The following is a 21,098-nucleotide window of genomic DNA, read 5'->3' on the forward strand; positions in this document are numbered from 1 at the left end:
TTCAGTTTTGGAGTACAAAAAGTGAAAATGTAAACCTAAATGAGTATCAAATTGCAACTGAATTTGATACTCGTTTTTTATTGTTAAATCAACGTTTGTTGTTAATTTACACCACAAAATGTAAGTTAAAATGTATATAAAAATGCGAACGTGAAATAATTATTGTAGGAATGCAAATTGGTGTGTTAAAATGGTTACAATTTACTAAGCAAAAAGGGGTGCATTTTCCTATGCAATTTCTTGAGCCAAAAAATAAGAACGCTAAGTCTGTGGATTGGGAAATATCAGAGCAAGTAAGGGTGATAGTTAAGCAATACGCTGAATATGCAGAGCGTACTGAAAGCGAAGCAGTGGATGAATTCTTATTGAACATTTTAGACGATAAGAAGTTTATTGAATGGATTGCCAACAAGCGAAGTAATAAGCGGATTGTTGAAAAAATGGGTATCAAAGATAGAGTGGGTTGATAGACAATGACCAAGCTTAAAAGATTAGCCACGAAGGAAGATGAAATTGTAGATGTTAAAATTCCGATTTCAAACGAAGAATTAAAAGATAGGGCTAAACAATATGATTTATTAACTCCAAAACGATTTGCAACAAGGTATAACAAAATGTTGTTCTTGCCAACGTCTTTTAAATGGAACGGTTCTGAATATCCCATTCAATATAATTACTGCATCAATCCGTTTTGTTGTAATTTTGGGAAAGAACAGCACAAATTCAAAGATGTAAAAGGGAAACCAAGTCGATATAAAATGACTGGTAGTTCCAAAGATAAAGGTCATAAAGGTATGTACTGCAATGACAATCCTATTGGCAGAGGTGTATCGCAAAACTGTACAGTAACCCCTTTATCTAATTGGTCTGTTGTTGAAGAAATTAAACGCCTTATAGAAATCAATAGCATCCAAGATGTTGAGCCAGATTATCAATTTCATAAAGAAGGCTGCTCGGAAGAAGAATCAACCCCATTCAATGAGCCGAAGCAATTTTACAAAAGGGGGAAAAGTAGGGGCAAATCTCAACGCTATCAATGTAAGGCGTGTAAGAAGTTCACTAATGTTCTACCAAAAAGAGAAGAAACCACTACTTATCACCAACAAAAGAACACCATTCTTCCAATGTTCGCTAAGATGGTTGTTGGAAGGGTTTCAGTCAGTCGTACTTGTGATATTTTAGGAATTGGAGTTGGAACCTACTATCATAAGCTGGAGTGGCTGTATAGGCGTTGTTTGGAGTTTTTAGAACGATATGAGACACAACCCCTTCAAACAAAGAAATTTAACGAGATGTGGCTTAATACGGACAAGATGCACTACTACCTAAATAACGTCCGTAAGAAAGGACAAGGTTCAAAGAAATATACGGGGTTTGAAGACCTTAATATGCAAACGTATATAGTTGTATCTGCTGAGGTCTTATCAAGATATGTGTTCCGTTCTGATGTTGCCTATGATTGGAATATTTCAATGGATGAATTAAATGAAGATACAAGAAAATTCAAAGAAGACCATCTCAATACTTTTAGTCGTAAAAATGATAGGTTAGATTGGTCTTATTATCCACAAGAACCATCCGCTAACGATAGCGAAAATAGGAATGCTTATCTTCACGAATTAGGGAAAATTACTAATAGGAGTAGATTTGTCGATGGTTTAAATGTTGATGCTCCTTATACTACAACTGCTCACTATTGGTTAATTAAACAAATGGTTAATGCCGACGAATGGCGAATGATTAGTGATGATGACTTCTCTATTAGAAACGCCTTTTATAGAGTATTCACGAAAGAATTAAGGTTGAGCGATGCACATCATTTTATTTGCCAAGTTAACAAGACGAAAAGCAGAAAACAATGCTTAAAAGAATTCGGACAAGCAAAAGCAGAACTGCTCGATTGGGGAGATATCAGAGGATTCAAAACAAAGTTTCTACGGACTTTGGCATCTCATTATCTAACTGAATTACTAACAAGTCATCAATTCCACGAAGAGGCTATTAGTAAAGATGGAGAAAGATATCGCAAATATGCCGATAACCCTATCAAACATCCATTAGCCACTAAGGATAAAGGATTTTATTCAGTTGATTGTAGAACGGATTTATCTGCTCTGGAACCAAACGAAATCGCAAAGATGCTATTAAATGTTAATGACCATTCGACCAATAGCTTTATTCAACAGATAAGACGTTATATATCATCTCTTGAAAGACCATTAACAACAGCTCGTGGTGATAAGAAGAGCTATATTTACGCTAACTTCAATCCGAAGTATGCTCAATTTGCGATTACAATTCTAAGAACTTACTACAACTTTTGTCGCCCTTTTAAATCAGCGGATAAAAAGGTTTTGACACCTGCTCAAAGATTAGGGATTACAGATAAACAATTTGATTGGAAAGATATAATTTATTTCAAATGACAAAAAGAGCTTGGAGTAATCCCAAGCTCTTGTGCTTTATCTTTACTGTTCTTCTTCAATTAACGCACCCGTTAACTCAATAAGTTTTTTCTTTCATATACATGAAAATAGTAGTTATACGGATTTTTATCATTCTTTATCCCTTTTTGGGCAAATACCTCATTCCATTCCTCATAATTCACTTCTGGAAAAAAAGTATCTCCTTCGAATTCATGATGTATTTTTGTGATGTACATTTTCTCAACATAAGGGAAAAACAAATTATAAATCTGTTCTCCTCCGAAAATAAAAATTTCTTCTTCGTTTTTACATAACTCAAAAACATCTTCTATTGAATGAACAATTTCACAACCATTAAAGGTAAACCCCTTATCTCTCGTCAGAATAATATTTCTTCTGTCAGGTAAGGCTCTTCCGATTGATTCAAGGTTCTTCCTACCTAATATTATCGGATGTCCCTTTGTAGTATTTTTAACATATTCCCAGTCCTTGGGAATCCTCCAAGGAATGTCATTCTCTTTGCCAATCACTCTATTCTTATCCATCGCAGCAATCAAAGAAACTTTCATTTATAACACAGCCTTTTTAACTAATTTACCATCTAATTTCTTATTTCTATCAAAAAACCTTTTCTCATTATCCTGCCCGTTAGTTGAATAAGCAATTTTTTCTATAAGTTATATTATCATAATACCACAAAATCACAAATTTTCATTCAATTATCATTTTCAATTGCATTTTATAAATCATTTTGTATGTAATTTGGTATGTAAGTTAAAATGAAAAAAGTAGTCCATTTTGAAGTACATTTTGTCATTTTGTACTCCAAAACTGAACTACTTAACTTATACGAGTGGTTCTTTTTCTTGAATGAATTCAAATTTATTATTAGGAGAAGAAACAGGATGAAAGCAAAACGATTATTCCTATTAGGCACGATTCTTTTACTTGGAGGATGTTCTACTGTCTCTCAAAATGAACAAAAGAAACAAGTGGATTCAACAACTCATGAAACTGAAACAACAAGAAAGGAATCTTCTACAAAAGAAATAGAAACAACTACTCTAGAAACTAACACAACAGAGTCTAGTAAGGCAACGAGTTCAGATACGAGTGATTCTCAAATAAAACAAGAATTATGGGATACAAATAAAGCATCTCAACTAGCAACTTTTGTCCCACAATGGGGAAAGACATTAGGGCAAGAATATAAAAGCTACAATCCTCAGAACAATGTAAGTCTGTATGGCACTCCTTTACCACAAGCCGTGATTAATGGCAATTGGAAAATGGCAATCAATGAAGCACCAGTTACCGTACAATGGTCAGAAGATGGAACTGGTCAAGCAGATTTCAATTTAGTAGCAGTTTATTCTGATGTAGAAACTGGGGAATATTTAGGGCAGCATGTTTACTTTTTCGGTTTTCAAAATGGACAACCTAAAGTTTATTTAACGCAACAAAATCAAGGTAATGAAAATAATTATCTGTACTTTAACGAAACTCAAAATCAACAATTAAAACAAGGTTTCAGTGATATTGTGAATGGACAAACTCCTCAAACTCCAGTAGTAGAAGAATCTACTCAACAAGCAACAACTGATTCAGCTATGCCAAGTTCACATGAAAGAGCACAAGCAATTAGGGAAATATTAAAACAAAATCAAGGATTTAATGAAGAGGTATTAAACTCAATTCCAGATGAAGAAATACTTGATTCTTTCGTAGGTAATGCGACCAATGCACAACTAGCACAAAGTGCGATGAATCTATTAGAAAAATACCCTAATTTGAAATAAGAGTTACAAATGGACGAGGCTTTTAGGATGATTCATCATTCTAACACGGTTCAATAATTAGAGTTATACATCATCAAGTAATAACTGATTCTTAAAAAGCACCATAAGCTTTTTAAGAATCAGTTTTATCTATAAAGAGGGAGAAAGAATGTATTAAATGACTTTTTAACTAATATACATAAAAATAATAGGAACGATAATTGAAAGAGCACAAGCATTCTTTTGAATGAGATATTTAATTGAAAACCAATACAGTACTAGAAGTCCCCAAAGTGACCAAAAGATAGTTGATAAAAAATGAGTGAGAAAAGTAAAATGAAATAAAAGATTGTCACTTTAGGTACTTTGGTACTAAGAAGAGCTTGTTTTTGTCTATTTGTTTCACTAAAGTATATAAAACGGAATTAATGCAGGAATCATAGAAAGTATGACAAACTTTCTATGATTTCCTGTTTTACTTGACTTTTTGATATAATAGAATAGTTAAGAAAGTATTCAAGAGAATATTTTAGAAAATAGAGTTTATGTACTGTAGAAAGAATTTGAGTGTCAATGATTTAGTGACTTAATATATGAATGAGGTGATTCTCTTGGTATTGGAAAATAAATTAGGAATAACCAATCAAATAGCTCTTGCGAAGGCAGAGGAACGAATAAGTAAACAAAAAGCAAAACATTTATATGATAGTGGAAAAATAAATGAAATAGAGGTTGGAACATTTAAGGGCTTAGCAACGATTCATTTTTATTTGTTTTCAGATATTTATAATTTTGCAGGAGAAATTCGAACAGTGAATTTGGCGAAGGGGAATTTTCGTTTTGCCCCATTAATGTACTTAGAAACTTCTTTACAGTATATTGATAAAATGCCTCAAAGTACGTACAAAGAAATTATTGAGAAATATGTTGAAATGAATATTGCCCATCCTTTTCGAGAAGGAAATGGGCGAAGTATGCGGATTTGGTTGGATCTTATGTTAAAGAAAGAACTGCAAAAGGTAATTGATTGGAATTTAGTAGATAAGGAAGACTATTTATCTGCTATGGAACGTAGTCCAATCAACGATTTAGAAATTAGTCATTTACTTTCTCAAGCACTAACAGAACAAATTTATGATCGTCAACTATTTATGAAAGGAATTGATGTAAGTTATTTTTATGAGGGGTATTCAGAGTATACAATTGATGATCTATAAATCTGTTTAGTTTTAATGTATTTCTACACAATTATTCTTACAATAAGAAAAGAGCTAACATAGAGACTCATAGAAAGTATGAAGGACTTTCTATGAGTCTTTGTTTTTCAAAATAGGTATATAAATAACATATGAATTCTTTTTTGTTTTATGATAAAAATATGTAGTACCTAAAGTACCCAAAGTGACCAAAATATATTTGATAAAAAATGAGTGAGAAAAGTAAAGTGAAATAAAAAATTGCCACTTTAGGTACTTTGGTACTTAGAAAAGGATTATTTATTTCACTAAAGTATATAAAACGGAATTAATGCAGGACACATAGAAAATTTGTCATACTTTCTATGTGTCCATATTAAGTAAAAGTCCCCCGTTTTCCCGTTAAATTTAAAAGATAAACAAATAATAAAATACATAGTTTTTTAATCTTAATAAAAAAGAATCTTCTTTGAATTTTAACGGGGAAACGGGGCATTTTTATAGTATTTATTTTTTGATACAATAATAAAAAAGAAAGGAAGTATAGAAATGGAAAAAAGAATTAAAGAAAATGCTATAAAAAATCAGTTTTATGTGTCTAAAAGTACAGTCGATCCAACACTCTATGATGGAAAGAAAAACTTTTATGTTACAACATATAATTTTGCAGAGAAAGATGTGAACAAAGATACTCAGCTACAAAATCATTTGAAAGAAATGTGGGATTGGTTGTATATAGATAAAGGAAAAAAACTAGATAACCTCATTTTGGAAAAGGAACTTGGCGAGAATAAAGAGGATGTTAAAGAAAAAATATTGACTTTTTGTTTATATATTTTATTGCTTCATTCTCGAATTATTGATATCTATAACGCTCAAAGTAAGAAAAATCCAAAAGATAAGGGAGCATTTGAATTTTTCAAAAATCATGAATTAAGGCATAGAGTAACAGGTGTATTTTTTGAAAAGGAAGAATATCATCCACAAATGGCAAGGGAAATTCAAAAAGAAGTAATTTACCATGAGATTTGTTTAGATACAACTTGTGCTTTTGCGAATTATTACTTAAACTCTGCTGGAAATTTTAAAGAGTTAATTGATGATATATTTCACCAGGCGAGTAAAAAAATTAGAATGATAAAAGATAAATTGGAAGATGAAAAAAAATATGGTTTTGACTTATATGCACTAGAAAAATTAGAAAAATCTATTGCTGAGATATGCAAATTGCCATCAAAAAAATACTATATATTAGCAATGGAATATTTTACTAGATTATTTGATATAAAAGTAGAGTCTCAGACCAAAGAAATTATTATGGAAGTTGAAGAGAAATATTGGGTAGAATTCAGGCTTACCCCACCTTCTTCAAAAGTAAACTATCCAAATTATCACCAAAAGGGATTGGATAGGTGGAAAAAAATTACTAGAAATATTATAGAACTTGATCGTCCACGTAGTTGGGAAACTCCTATTATAAAACAATTGATAGAAGACTATTACATGAAGAGAGATTTCTTAGCTTCTATTGAATTAATGGATTCTATTTATCAAGAAAATTTTGAAAAGAAACGAGATAGTTTATAAAAAGTATGCTTATCTTTTTTGATAAGCATACTTTTTATTTTTTGTCAAGATACTCAGGTGTAGAGTGAGAATGACCTAACGTTATCGCAGCACAGTAATAATAGATTTATACTCCTGCTATAACAATAAAAAGGAGGTAATTCAAAAATGAGAAGAATACAAACAAGTAGTAGGGGTACTCCCAAAACCTATTCTTCAATAAAGGAAGCTCTTATAAATGGAAAAGGCTTTTTATATGACTGTTATTATTTATCTAAAGAAGGAGTGAAAGTTGAAAATCGAGTCATAGCGAAACAACCAATTTGGATTGATCAAGAGTTGTGTGATTTAGAAACTGGCTTGATAAAAGTGGAAGTCAAATTTTGTCGCAGGGAAAGATATCATTCGATAACCCTTCCTTACGAAGAAATAATGAACCATTCTCCAAAGAAATTAATGGCTATGGGATTGCCTATTTTACCAAAATACTGGAGCGATTTACAAGATTATTTAGCACGACAAATCGAGGAAAGTAGTTTAGGAATCATTTCTAAAACGATTGGTTGGCAAAGAGTGGGAGAAAAATGGCATTATTTACTTCAAAGTGAAAGACAGTTATATTGCATCGAAAATCCTTTATTTCACTTAAAACAAAAAGGAAGTTATGAAGCTTGGTATGCTGATTATTGTCAATATATTCGAGGAAACTTAGATTTAGAGTTATTGGTACTATTTGGTTTGTGTCCAGTTGTTATTGGATATACACCTGTAGCCGAACAATTAGATTTAGAACCGTTTGTTCTCCATCTTTATGGTGATTCGAGTAGCGGAAAAACTACAACTTTGATGTTATTGATCAGCATGTATAGTAGTCCAACTATCACCGAACCTAAGGGCTTATTTCGCTCACATTCTTCTACTATAAATGCTTTAACTAAATTGGGGAACTTACAAGGAGTGTTAGTCGGATTGGATGATTCAGCAGCTAGCCAAAATTTAGATTATACTAATTTTATTTATCGTATAGCAAATTCTGTTGATAAATTTCGTTTGAATTCTGCTAGTGAATTGCAAGAAACTGACACATTCAAGGTCGTAATTTTTTCTACTGGTGAAGCACCGTTGGGGAAAGGAAACCAAAGTGGTAGTTTCGTTCGACTTTTACAATTGACAGATCTAACTTTGACTCAATCTGTTACTCATTCACAAGCAATTAAGAGGATGGCTAGTACCAATTATGGATTTTTAGCCAAAAAATTAGCACAGCATCTTCAACAGATGGACATTTCTCAGATTGTAGAAAGAATCCAATTCTATTCCCAGTATTTGCTTAAGGAAGTTCCGATTGAAAATTCCAAAGTACAACGTATAATTTTGAGGTTTTCAGTAGTTCTTTTTATTGGCGAGATATTGAACGAGTTGGATTTTAATATATCTATCGATCAAATAACACTTAAATTAACAGAGCTGTTAAAGCGAGAAGCTCTCAAGTTAGATATTTTAATGGTTGCTTATCCATTAATTAGGGGGTATATCGAGAGTATGCAAACACAGTTTAAGATAAATGGATGTTTACGCAATGGCCATCAAGTAGTATTAGGAAAAATAGACAAAATGGAGAATAAATATTACCGAGTTCGTATGACAGAGCAACAATTCAAAACAATGTTAACATCTTTAAATCTTCCGTCTGAAAGAAGTATTTTGAAAGAAATGAAGAAAAGAGGTCTGTTAGTTGGTTGCGAGAAAGATCGTCTCTATCTTCGGTCTAATGGAGGGAAATATGCTTCGTTTCGAATTAAGTTAGATTTATAGTTACAAATTAAAATAACTTAGAAAGAGGGGATCTTATTGCAGGAGTTTTTAACAATGCTCTCACAGCAACTGATTACTTATTTGTATGATAGCGAGCAAATCCAAACGGAAGTAAATGAAGCTTGATCTATGCTTCATTTACTTCATTCAATCAAACATGAAAGAAAGGAAAATTCTAATGACTAAAAATAAAATGACACTAAAAGCAGAGGTTCTTCTGTATATTCAAGAACATTTTTCAAATCAAGCCTTTTTTACACAACCAATTTACTTGGCTTTCGAAATAAGAGGGGTATCTGCTGGATCTATTGGAGGTACTCTTCAAGCGTTGAAGAACGAAGGATATTTAGAAAATCACTTTGTGCAACGTTCGTTCAATGGAAGAGTTGTGAAAAAATGGTATTTAGTTCATTCATAGAGAGGGGAATCAAGCATGCGTGTGGCTTGTTATGATCGAACGTCTGTTTATGAAGAAGCGAAAATTAGTAATGACGCTCAATATGATGCAGTGAAAGAGTATGTTTTAGAGAAATACGAACAAATTCCCCAACGATTTTCAGACAAGGGAGAATCAGGGGGAAAAGCGGATCGTCCAGCTTTTCGACAGCTTAGAGCTTGGGTTTGTGCGTCAGAAGAAGAGGGGGTGATCTATGTCTGGCGTTATGATCGATTGGCACGTCAAGCCAAAATAGCCTTAGAATTTATTGAGTTGTGCCAACAACATCAGGTTCAAGTGTATTCGATTTCTGAACCTCTTCCTGCTTCTTTCTCGCACGCGTCAACGAATAAACTATTTGTGCAATTATTGTTCACTTTTGCAGAACAACAACGAAACGTCATTATTGAGAATGTTCGTGCCGGACTTGCCTATAAAAAGCAACAACGGCAATATTTGTCTTCTGCGGTTCCATATGGGTATCGTTTAGTGAATGGGAAAATCCAACAAGAAGCACACGAAGCAAAAGTTGTCCGCCATATCTTTCAACTTTATTTGACTAAAAAATATGGCTACAAAAAGCTTTGTCAACGATTGACGCAACAAAAGTTCTTCTTCCGTGAACGTCCTTTTCAGCCCTATCATATTTATAGTATCCTAAAAAATCCATTGTACTATGGCGAAATCAAAGGAGGATCTTTGGGGAAGTATCTAGGAACCTTTGAACCGATTCTCTCGAAAACAATCTTTTTCCAAGCCCAAGAGATTCGCCAATCAAGGTGTACAGCTAAAAAAGATACGTATCCGTACTTATTACGTCAAAAAATTCGGTGTCCCTTCTGTGGTCGTCATCTGAGTTCGAAGTATCAATGGAATACAAAGAAGACGAAGACGCTTCATTATTATCATTGTACCGACCGAAGCTGCCAAGGAATCTTTCTTCGGGCAGAAAGGGTTGAGTCAGAAGTATTGGAAAAGATACAGGCTTTTTTTCAACACGAAGGCGTCTATCAAGCTTTGATTGCCCAATTGACGCAACAGTTAGCCGAAAAGCGAAAAGATGAAAAACACAAAGTAATCCAACAAAAGAAACAAGAAGCACAATGGCTCAAGGCATTTGAAGAGGGCAATTGTTCACTGGAAGAACTCAAGCAACAGCTGCAAGCTCTTCAAAAGCCGAGGTCTACTTCTTCGTTTCTTTCACTTCAACAGTGTGAAGCAAAAGTGAAAGAATGGCTTCAACTAAAAGACCTCTCTAGTCGACAATTGTTATGTGACCATGTTTGTCGGATCGAGGTAACAAAGGAAAAAACAGTCTGTGGGATTTACTTCCGACAACTGACACAAAATATTTTAGAAGGGAACGAATGATCTATGGAAACGAGACCAACCAAACGAGTCGCATTGTATATTCGGGTGAGTACCCAAGAACAAGCTTTAGAAGGACATAGTATTCAAGCACAAGAACAAAATGGACGACAGTTTGCCGAACGGATGGGCTATGAAGTGGTAGAAGTTTATGCCGATGAAGGGATTAGTGGGAAATCCACAAAAAATCGGTTCGCCTATCAACGAATGATGAACGATGCTCGGAACCATCGTTTTGATCTACTAGTGATTTGGAAATTGACCCGTCTCGGACGCAATATGTTAGATGTCTTACAAACCGTCGAGGAACTGTTGCGATATGATGTGGGGTTACATTCGATCTCGGAACAATTTGACGTGACTACTTCGACAGGAAAACTAATGTTACAACTCCTTGGGAGTTTCGGTGAATTTGAACGCAACCAAATTGCGGAGAATGTTCAGATGTCAATGCAAAGCTTAGTGAAAGATAAAAAGCGTTATGCAGGAGGACGACGTTTAGGCTATGTCAGCGGTATTGACGCGAATGGTCAAAAACAATTGGTCATTGAACCAGAAGAGGCGAAAATTGTTCGTCTGATCTATGCAAAATATTTAGGCGGAGCAGGGTATCGAGCGATTGCCAATTTTTTGAATCGTCAAGGATATCAAACAGTCAAAAAGAATGCTTTTTCTACCACGGCAGTGAAAGATATCTTACGCAATAAAATTTATGCAGGGTATTTAGAATATGCGCGCTACATCAATTGGGAAACCAAACGACGGAAAGGAAAGAATCCGAAACCGATTTTAGTGAAAGGAACCCATGAACCGATTATTTCGGAAGAAGATTATCAAAAAGTACAAGAACGCTTTGCTTTAGAAGGAAAACAACCCAAATGGAACCATACAGGTGAAAATGTATTGACGGGGTTGTTACGTTGTCCAGAATGTGGGGCACCGATGGCAGCGAGTAATGTCACAAATACCCTAAAAGATGGCACAAAGAAACGGATTCGATATTATTCTTGTTCAGTCTTTCGGAATAAAGGAGCAAGTGTGTGTCATGCCAATTCGATTCGTGCCGAGCAAGCGGAGACATTTGTCGCCGACCGATTAAAGGAGATCGTTCAGCTACCAGAAGTTCTTCCCCGATTGGTGGCAGCGTTAAATGAAGAAATAGTGCGACAAAGCCAACCATTGGAACAAGAACTCGTGGTGTTACTGGAACGAAAGGAAGAATTGAAGACTAAAATTGAAAAATGGGAAGCTGCTTTGGAAGATAGTCCTGAATTGTTTCCGATGTTAAAAGACCGCTTAGACGAATTGACTGAAAAACGACGACAGTTGCACATTCGAGAAAATGAAATCTTAGGGATCTTTCAACAACAAGGAGAGCCGATTCAAGTCAAAGATGTCCAACGGATATTGACTAGTTTGGATCGTTTTCTTGCCCAGAGTGAGAAGAAGCAAATCAAAGCCTTGTATCGTACCTTTATTGAGAAAATAACCTTTGATCCTAACCATAAGGAGATGTTGGAAATTACGATGAAATTCACGCCTGCCGTGGTACAACAATTGAATGAGCAATATCAAATAGCCGTATCCAAAACAAAGGATACGGCTATTTTTGTGTTAAAAACACCCTTTACGTTAACGATCTAGTCTAGGTTATATCAAACAACGTTAGAGGGGCGCTAACGCTTCTCTAGCGATTTGAAATCGTTAGAGGAGTCGTTAGGGAGGTTCGTAACTCAAAAGATAACAAATAAATCTCTTTTTGTCTTTTCTTAATGAATTGATATGCTAAAATAAAGGAGACTATACTTATAAAGAAAAAGAAGTTTTTCAATTAACTGGATAACAAGAAAGTGGATGAGCATTAAAAATCTTCACTATCAAATGTTACTTTCTTGAATAGAGTAAAAATTAGTAATTTAAACATAAAAACTTCTGATGAAGGGGTTTGGTTCTAAAAAAAAAGCAAATGATAGTTGTTTGATACACGTGTTATTCAAGTGATATCATCATTAATTAAAAATTTCTTTCCTTATAAAATACAATATTCAGATTTGAAACTATTATTGTATCAAGATAATTAAAATTTTTTTGTGGAGGTGTAGTTGTTGAAAACAAATTTTTCGTATTTTACAGTTGAATGGGAACTATTTAAAAATCTAGGAGAAAGTGCAGAACAGAGCATTTATCGTGATCCGAATGCTGCAATTGTTAAGATAAGATCACTAGCTGAAAAAATGACGGATGCAATTTTTAAATTAGAGGGTATCGATCCTTGGGGGCTAAATAGCCAAGTTGAGAAATTAAATACTTTGCAAAATAAAGATGTTTTGCCTGACGAGTTGGTGAATGTTTTTCACATGATTCGAAAAACTGGAAACAAAGCGGCTCATGATGGAAGTTATGGGACTACTAGTGAAGCAATCAATATGTTACAGATGGCATTTTATATAAGCTGTTGGTTTATGGAAGTCTATGTTTCATACGATTTTAATTCGCCTAAGTTTATTGTTCCAATTGATAATGAAAAAGAACAAGCCGAAAGAATTCGTATACTTGAACAGCAACTTCAAGAACAAGAAGAAAGATTTAAAGAGCAACTTGAAAAAGTGAGGATTTATCCAGTTGAAGACGATAAAGAGAATAGAAAGGCGCGACGATATCGTTCTAAAAGATATGCGCAAAATTATCCACCGAATGAAAAACAAACACGCATTTTAATTGATGAGCAGCTTCGGAATGCAGGATGGGAAGCTAATACAGATGAGCTAAATTACAAATGTAAAAAAACAATGCCTGAAAAAAATAGAAAAATGGCAATTGCTGAGTGGAAATGCGGGACTGGATATGCGGATTATGCTTTATTTGACGGATTGATGTTGGTGGGAATCGTTGAAGCAAAACCTTACGGGAAAGATATTGCAGGAGACTTGGTACAGTCCAAAGAATACGCTCGTGATGTGCAAGTATTAGATGGAATTAATTTAGTAAATGAACAATTGGAGTATAAAGCACCATTTGTTTATTCAACAAATGGGCGTCCTTACTTAAAACAATTAGCTGAAAAATCAGGTATTTGGTTTTGGGATGCTAGAACTCCAAAAAAAGCATCTTATGCTTTAGAGAGCTGGCATTCGCCAGAAGATTTAAGAAAAAAACTTGAAGTTGATGAAATTACAGCGAATAAGGAGTTAAGTGAAGATAAGCAATATCCAGATTTTGCTAATCGTTATTATCAGATCGAAGCTGTTCAAGCAGTTGAAAAAGCTATCGAAAGTGATCAACGTCGAATGTTGTTAGCTATGGCGACAGGAACTGGTAAAACAAGAACGGCATTGTCTTTAATGTATCGATTGATTAAATCAAAGCGAGTACGACGAATTCTATTTTTAGTAGACCGTACCTCTCTTGGAAAACAAGTAGCAGATGCATTAAAAGATACAAAAGTTGAGAATCTATCATTATCCGATATTTACGATGTTAAAGAAGTTTCTGATATTAAACCTGAAGATACTACAAAAATTCAAATCGCAACAGTTCAAGGAATGGTACGGCGCTTGTTTTATCAAGAGGAAGGAGAAAATATTCCGTCAGTTGGTACTTATGATTTTATTGTTGTTGATGAGGCACACCGAGGTTATACTGAAGATAAAACCATATCTGAAGAAGAAATTACTTATTTCAATGAAAAAGAATATATCAGTCAATATCGTAGAGTTATCGACTACTTTGATGCATCTGTTTTAGGTTTAACAGCTACTCCAGCACTTCATACTACTGAAATATTTGGGAAGCCAATTTACACGTATACTTATACGGACGCTGTGGTTGATGGTTATTTAGTGGATCATGACCCTCCATATAAATTTGAAACAGAGCTTTCAAAAAATGGAATAAGATTTAATGAAGGCCAAGAAGTTACTTTATGGGATCCAGAAACACAAAATATTGATAAAGCCTTGTTGGAAGATGAACTAAATTTTGATGTGACAGCTTTTAATAAAAAAGTTATTACAGAATCTTTTAACAGAGTGATTCTATCTAGTTTAGCTGAACATATAGATCCGGAGGAAAATGGGAAAACGCTAATTTTTGCGGCTAACGATAGTCATGCAGATATGGTTGTACGTTTGCTGAAAGAAGCTTATGAAAAAATTGGTATTCCTGTCGATGATGATGCAATCGTGAAAATTACAGGTTATATTCGACATCCTAATAAAGAGATTAAACGATTCAAAAACGAAAAATATCCCAAAATTGTTGTGACAGTTGATCTATTGACAACAGGAATTGATGTGCCGGAAATTAGTAACTTAGTATTTTTACGAAGAGTTCGATCACGAATTTTGTACGATCAAATGTTGGGGCGCGCAACTCGTTTATGTCCAGACATTGGGAAAACCTCTTTTAAAGTCTATGATGCGGTACATTTGTATGATACATTACAAGAGATTACTGATATGAAGCCTTTAGTAGCTAAACCAAATCAAGCGGCTATGGATATCTATGATGCAACTATTAATGCGGAAAATGATGAAGCATTTGGTTTCTATAAAGCAGAGTTAATTGCCAAGTTACAACGAAGAAAACAATGTTTATCAGAAAAAGCCAAAGTGGAAATCAGTGAGTTGAATCAGGTTGAATCTCTTGATCAATGGTTACAAAGTATTAAAATGATGAGCAAAAAAGAACTTGAGATGCAATCAGAAAATATTCAGCGAATGGCAGAGTATAAGACAAGTGAGCAAACAATGTATATTTCAGAAGCGCCGGATGAGTTATTGTTTGTGGAACGAGGATATGGTGAAGGAAATGAAAAGCCGAGTGACTATTTAAACAGCTTTAATACATTTGTTCGTGAAAACATCAATTTGATACCTGCACTACAAATTGTGGTTAATCGTCCTAAAGACCTAACACGAGAGGATTTGCGTACAATCGAGTTAAAACTCAGAGAAAAACGCTATGATGAAACCTCTTTACAAACTGCCTGGAAAAATGCAAAGAATGAATATATTGCTGCAGATATTATTAGTTTTATTCGACAAGCGGCATTAGGCAGTCCATTAGTTGATCACGAGGCTAGAATCAAAAATGCAATGCATAAAGTTTATGGAGCAGCTGATTGGACACCGATGCAAGAAAAATGGTTGAAGCGAATTGAAGAACAACTGTTACAGCAACCTGTCTTAGGACCGGATGCTCAAACTGCTTTTGATGATGCGGGAGTTTTTCAACAAAACGGAGGATACAAACGAATGAAAGCCGTGTTTGGTGATCAAACCAATTCGATCGTAGAAACGATTAATGAAAATTTATATGCTTAATTTTCTTAGAGTCATCAATTAGATGACTCTTTTTGTTATAATGGGTCTGTTGAATTTGTATCTTTTTTAGGATATTCAGGAGGAAAATAATGACAAATACAGAAATTGTTGCCAAACTTTGGAATATGGCAAATGTTTTACGTGATGATGGGATCAGTTATCAAAATTATGTAACTGAATTAACCTATCTACTATTTTTAAAAATGATGAAAGAACAAAATACAGAAGATGTTATTCCTAATGGGTACCGTTGGGATGATTTAACGAGCAAAGAAGGGATTGAACTAAAAACTTTTTACAAACAATTGTTATTAGATTTAGGTAATTCTAAGGTTACTAAGGACAAGCGGTTAAATATGATTTATGCAGATGCAGCGACTCATATTGATGAGCCAGCTAATTTAGAAAAGATTATTAAGGATATTGATAAACTAGACTGGTATTCAGCAAAACAAGAAGGTCTAGGTGATTTGTATGAAGGATTATTGGAGAAAAATGCCAATGAAACCAAATCAGGTGCTGGACAATATTTTACACCTCGAGTGTTGATTGATGTAATGGTGAAATTAATGCATCCAGAACTTGGTGAGCGATTAAATGATCCGGCAGCTGGAACTTTTGGATTTATGATTGCCGCTGACCACTATCTAAAAGAAAAATATGATGACTTTTTTGATTTGAGTCCTGAACAATTTAAGTTCCAAAAAACAGAAGCCTTGTCCGGTATGGAACTGGTACAAAATACCCATCGGCTAGCTTTGATGAATGCACTTTTACATGATATTGAAGGACGTTTAGATCAAGGGGATTCTTTATCTTCAAATGGAAAGTGGATGAAAGATTTTGATGTTGTGTTGACTAATCCACCATTTGGGACAAAAAAAGGCGGCGAACGTGCTACAAGAGATGATTTAACGTATGAAACCTCTAATAAGCAATTGAATTTTTTACAAACGATATATAATTCGCTGAAGACAAATGGAAAAGCTCGGGCAGCAGTTGTTGTGCCAGACAATGTGTTATTTGCTGATGGTGTGGGCGAATCAATTCGTAAAGATTTGTTAAATAAATGTAATTTGCATACTATTTTACGCTTGCCAACTGGCATCTTCTACGCTCAAGGAGTACAAACAAACGTACTATTCTTTACACGTGGTGCGACAGAAAAAGACAATACGAAAGAAACATGGGTTTACGATATGCGCAGTAATATGCGCTCATTTGGGAAACGTAATCCTCTGAGCGAAAAAGATTTTGAAGAATTTATTGAATGTTATCAAATAGGCGATTTTTCGAAACGTAAAGAAACATATAGTGCAGATAATCCTAATGGACGTTGGCGCAAATACTCGATTGAAGAAATAGAAAAACGTGCAAATACCAGCTTAGATATTTTCTGGATGGAAGAAGAAAAAGAAGGTCCTGATTATTCTGTCTCAGAACTCTTAGATTTAATGGAACAAAAATCAGTTGCTATTTCTGAATCAGTTGCGAAGTTACAAGAACTTTTAGGAGATGTAGTGGAATGATTAACACAAAAGCACTACGGGAAAAAATACTTGATTTAGCAATGCGTGGAAAGCTTGTTGTACCAGACTTAACCAAAGAAAAGACAGATATTTTTGAAACAGAAAAACAGGGTTATCTTCCTCAAAATTGGGTTTTGACTAGTCTAAGTAATGTAGCCACTTTACTTAACGGTAGAGCTTATAAAAAAAATGAGTTATTAAGTAATGAAAGACTTACGCCAGTTTTAAGAGTTGGAAATTTATTTACTAATTCTCAATGGTATTACTCAGATTTGAATTTAGATAGTAATAAGTATATTGATAATGGTGATTTAATTTATGCATGGTCTGCCTCTTTCGGTCCACGTATTTGGAATGGTGGCAAGGCGATTTACCATTATCACATCTGGAAAATTTCCTTGCGTTTTGAGGAATCAAAAAAGTTTATGTACTATTTTTTATTAGATAATGCTAAAAAGGTTAAAAAAAATACAACAGGTTCAACAATGGTTCATATCACTAAAAGAAAAATGGAACAAATGAAAGTACCTTTTCCTCCATTAGAAGAACAAAAACGGATTGTCGCTAAAATTGAAGAACTATTCGCTTTAATCGATATAATCGAATCAAACCAACTGGAATTCAAACAATTAGCTGAACAATTAGACAAAAAGGTTCTTGATTTAGCAATGTGTGGTAAGCTTGTTCCACAAAATCCAACAGATGAACCAGCATCAGTATTGCTTGATAAAATCAAGAAAGAAAAAGAGCAGTTAATAAAGGATAAAAAAATCAAGAAAGAAAAGCCATTACCTGAAATTAGTAAAGAAGAAATTTCTTATAAAATTCCTGATAGTTGGGAATGGGTAAGTATTAGAGATATTAGTACTATAACTATGGGACAAGCTCCTAAAAGTTCAAATGTAAACAATGAGGGAAATGGATTTGAATTTCATCAGGGAAAAACTTTTTTTAGTTCTATGTATGTAGAGCAGTCTGGGGTTTATACTACGTCACCTAATAAAGTTATTAATCCGCCAGCAATAATAATGTCTGTAAGGGCCCCAGTAGGTGATGTGAACCTTATAGACCGAAAAATTGTGATTGGTAGAGGCTTAGCAGCCTTTGTGCCTGAAAATGGTATAGAATTGTTATTTTTATATAATTATTTACAAACACAAAAAAGTTATTTGTTATCTTTATCGACAGGAACCACTTTCAAAGCTATAAACTCTCAAACGGTTAGAACAATTAATGTTCCTCTTCCTCCTTTAAAAGAACAAAAAAGGATTGTCGCTAAAATCGAAATGATAAGAGAATCAATTAAAAGAATAGATTTTTAATGAATATAATAGACCTAACATCCATTTTATACCAGATGATGCTAGGTCTATTATTTATATTTTATGGAATTTAATTGATTTGTTCTAGTGTTTTAATATTATTACGACAGTAAAAAAATAGTTTGTTTCTTCTGATATGAATGACCATCTAGAAGTGGAAATCTATAAAAAATTTATTTTATGAAGTTTTTCTAATATCATTCACTCATGATACGCAGCGCCTTATCATAAGTGAGGGTGTTTTCTCCACGAAAGAAAAAATAGTAAAACAGAGGAGTAACAAATGAGTGAACTTAACCATTTTTCTGCATCTACTTTAGCTGCGTTGCAAAAAGATGAGCAACATCCTTACTATGTTTATTGTTTGGTTGATCCTAGAAACAACCAGACTTTTTATATTGGGAAAGGCAAAGGTAACCGTATTTTTGCACATCGTCAAGCGGCTCTAAGTATGTTAAGTCAATCTGATTATTTTGAAGAAGATGAATCAGCTAGAACATTAAAAATAAAAACTATCCAAGAAATAAACGGAATGAATCTGCAACCATTGAGTTATATACTTAGCTATGGATTAACTGAGAATGAAGCTTACGCTAGTGAAAATGCGTTGATTAATTATGCTCAACTGATTCAAGGACTCTCTTTGACGAATTTAGTAAAAGGACATGGTTCTAAGCCAATGCTAGTGGAAGAGGTAGAAGAGCGATATGGATTTCAACCCATACCTGTAAATCAAATAGCAACGGATGAGTTGGTCTTAGCAGTAAAAGTGAGAGATGCTTTTGAACTTTGTAAAGATGAGTCAGATGAATATCCGATTGACGACAAATTTCGTGATGATCATAATTTAAAATCTCGTACGCTAGGTAATTGGGTAATTGGTCGTGATAAAATTCATCGGATTCGCTACATTATAGCGATTAATACTGGAGCAGATAATGCGGTTGTTGCTGCATATAAAGTCTCCTCTCAATATTCAGAATCGAAGAAAAACGAAAACGGACGGACACGCTATGCGTTTCGTGCACTCTCTCAAAGAGATGATACGTTAAGAGAGCTGAATTTATACAAACGATCGTTGCCGGAGATTAAATTTGGTAGTGGAAGTGCAATTGCATATATTAATCATTAGAAAAGTGTTTCAAGAAAAGCCCAACACTAAAATGATATGACGGGATAACTTAAATAACAAAAATGCTGATAATTGATTTTTCTAAAAAAGAAAACCTTATAGACAATAGTTAGATGGAAGTTGCAATTGAGAAGAAATACATTGGAAAAGTATTGCCGGCATATTTGCTAATAATGGTAGATGACTACTTCTTCCTAATTAAAAAATAAAACCTCAAAAAGAACTGCTAATGAAAGGTTTCTCATCACTAGCAGTTCTTTTGTCAATTTCATTCGTAGGATATTATTGTTTGGGAGAGATTGTTGGAGGTTCAAGATACTGTCGATATTTACTAACGATGATATCCATAATGATTTGATAGATAAAAGAATGGGTTTGAAAAATAGTCTCATGAGGGAAAAGAATAACATCATGAACGAAACGATAGTTACGAACCTCTTCATTTGCTGTGATTACGAAAATCTTGGCTTTTGTGTTTTCAAATACATTTCTGTAGGGTATATCATCTCTAAGTTGTTGTCGCTGTAAAAAACCGCCAGAGTTAGAAAAAATAATCAATAGTGTCTCTTCATCGGCTTGTTCTATGAATTCGATTTGTTTGAGATCACTTTGATAAGTAATAATAAACTTTCCCGCATAAGCCAATTTGTATTGAAAATCAATGGCTGCTGATTCGGAAAATAGCAGTCCAAAAGCACCTACTTTATTATAGGTAGTCAGACATTTTGCTAACTCATCAATACTTCTCATGTTGCTTTGCTGTTTGAACGCACTAATATCTTTAATGATGGCATTTAAATAATCATCATAACCATTTTTTTCAATTGGATTGATAATATTTGAAATGTAATTTAAGTCGAAATGGTATTTATTTTCAGCAAAGGTTGAGGATTTTTTTAATTCATAATAATCTTCAAATCCGATGGAACGAGCAAATTTTGAAATGGTTGATTTAGAGACAGTGCATAAAGTAGCTATACCAGAGATACTTGATTTATCGATAATGCTATAGTTATTCAAAAGTGTCTGAGCGATATGGTAGTAGGTAGAAGAAGTTGTTTCATTGTTAAGAACAGTCAATAGTCTAATAATTAAGGGTCCCATAAATACTAGCTCCTATCTGTGAAAGAGTTTCCAAAAAACGAAATTTTCATTTAATATGTTGAAAAAATTGTATATTACACATGTATTATAACAAACATAAAC

15 protein-coding genes are annotated in these 21,098 nt (G+C 33.9%); 13 read left to right on the top strand and 2 right to left on the bottom strand.

Annotated elements, in window-relative coordinates:
* The first annotated feature begins 182 nt into the window (after window positions 1-182).
* Entirely contained in the window at window positions 183-467 is a 285-nt protein-coding gene (locus ACTFWY_RS08655) for a hypothetical protein (protein WP_000922261.1), read from the top strand.
* A 6-nt stretch (window positions 468-473) separates the two neighbouring features.
* Complete coding sequence (locus ACTFWY_RS08660; protein ID WP_000163792.1) at window positions 474-2,426, top strand: hypothetical protein; 1,953 nt, start codon at window positions 474-476, stop codon at window positions 2,424-2,426.
* Window positions 2,427-2,497: 71 nt separating this feature from the next.
* Here ACTFWY_RS08660 and dfrG read toward each other — a convergent pair whose 3' ends face one another.
* Window positions 2,498-2,995 (bottom strand): trimethoprim-resistant dihydrofolate reductase DfrG, encoded by a 498-nt coding sequence (gene dfrG / locus ACTFWY_RS08665; RefSeq protein ID WP_000868795.1) that lies wholly within the window; start codon window positions 2,993-2,995, stop codon window positions 2,498-2,500.
* Between the two features lie 336 nt (window positions 2,996-3,331).
* On the opposite strand from dfrG, the gene ACTFWY_RS08670 reads away from it, so the two are divergent.
* The 11 genes from ACTFWY_RS08670 (at window position 3,332) to ACTFWY_RS08720 (ending at window position 19,892) form a co-directional block, all read left to right on the top strand.
* Window positions 3,332-4,225, top strand: coding sequence for a DUF4767 domain-containing protein (locus ACTFWY_RS08670; protein ID WP_002334083.1), 894 nt, complete (start codon window positions 3,332-3,334; stop codon window positions 4,223-4,225).
* A 590-nt stretch (window positions 4,226-4,815) separates the two neighbouring features.
* Entirely contained in the window at window positions 4,816-5,421 is a 606-nt protein-coding gene (gene fic, locus ACTFWY_RS08675) for a protein adenylyltransferase Fic (RefSeq protein WP_104880783.1), read from the top strand.
* Window positions 5,422-5,949: 528 nt separating this feature from the next.
* Window positions 5,950-6,987 (top strand): hypothetical protein, encoded by a 1,038-nt coding sequence (locus ACTFWY_RS08680; RefSeq protein WP_002334288.1) that lies wholly within the window; start codon window positions 5,950-5,952, stop codon window positions 6,985-6,987.
* Window positions 6,988-7,134: 147 nt separating this feature from the next.
* Window positions 7,135-8,781, top strand: a complete 1,647-nt coding sequence (locus ACTFWY_RS08685) for a DUF927 domain-containing protein (protein ID WP_104661359.1) — start codon at window positions 7,135-7,137, stop codon at window positions 8,779-8,781.
* A 178-nt stretch (window positions 8,782-8,959) separates the two neighbouring features.
* A complete protein-coding gene (locus ACTFWY_RS08690) occupies window positions 8,960-9,199 on the top strand; it encodes a hypothetical protein (RefSeq protein ID WP_104776423.1) in 240 nt (79 codons plus the stop codon).
* Between the two features lie 15 nt (window positions 9,200-9,214).
* Entirely contained in the window at window positions 9,215-10,588 is a 1,374-nt protein-coding gene (locus ACTFWY_RS08695; protein WP_113821150.1) for a recombinase family protein, read from the top strand.
* A gap of 3 nt (window positions 10,589-10,591) precedes the next feature.
* Window positions 10,592-12,229 (top strand): recombinase family protein, encoded by a 1,638-nt coding sequence (locus ACTFWY_RS08700; RefSeq protein ID WP_439926837.1) that lies wholly within the window; start codon window positions 10,592-10,594, stop codon window positions 12,227-12,229.
* 461 nt (window positions 12,230-12,690) lie between these two features.
* Complete coding sequence (gene hsdR, locus ACTFWY_RS08705) at window positions 12,691-15,909, top strand: type I restriction-modification system endonuclease (RefSeq protein ID WP_318220522.1); 3,219 nt, start codon at window positions 12,691-12,693, stop codon at window positions 15,907-15,909.
* Window positions 15,910-15,998: 89 nt separating this feature from the next.
* Window positions 15,999-17,438, top strand: coding sequence for a class I SAM-dependent DNA methyltransferase (locus ACTFWY_RS08710; RefSeq protein WP_129163074.1), 1,440 nt, complete (start codon window positions 15,999-16,001; stop codon window positions 17,436-17,438).
* Complete coding sequence (locus ACTFWY_RS08715; RefSeq protein WP_129163075.1) at window positions 17,435-18,760, top strand: restriction endonuclease subunit S; 1,326 nt, start codon at window positions 17,435-17,437, stop codon at window positions 18,758-18,760. Before ACTFWY_RS08710 ends, ACTFWY_RS08715 begins: the two co-directional genes overlap by 4 nt.
* Before the next feature lie 283 nt (window positions 18,761-19,043).
* Window positions 19,044-19,892: an LEM-3-like GIY-YIG domain-containing protein gene (locus ACTFWY_RS08720; protein ID WP_113849403.1), complete on the top strand. Its 849-nt coding sequence runs from the start codon at window positions 19,044-19,046 to the stop codon at window positions 19,890-19,892.
* A 282-nt stretch (window positions 19,893-20,174) separates the two neighbouring features.
* Here the strand turns inward: ACTFWY_RS08720 and ACTFWY_RS08725 are convergent, their stop codons facing one another.
* Window positions 20,175-20,996, bottom strand: a complete 822-nt coding sequence (locus ACTFWY_RS08725; protein ID WP_311828277.1) for a MurR/RpiR family transcriptional regulator — start codon at window positions 20,994-20,996, stop codon at window positions 20,175-20,177.
* Window positions 20,997-21,098: the final 102 nt, after the last annotated feature.

The organism is Enterococcus sp. 125944 (genome assembly GCF_051909435.1).
GTDB classification, from domain to species: domain Bacteria; phylum Bacillota; class Bacilli; order Lactobacillales; family Enterococcaceae; genus Enterococcus_D; species Enterococcus_D gallinarum.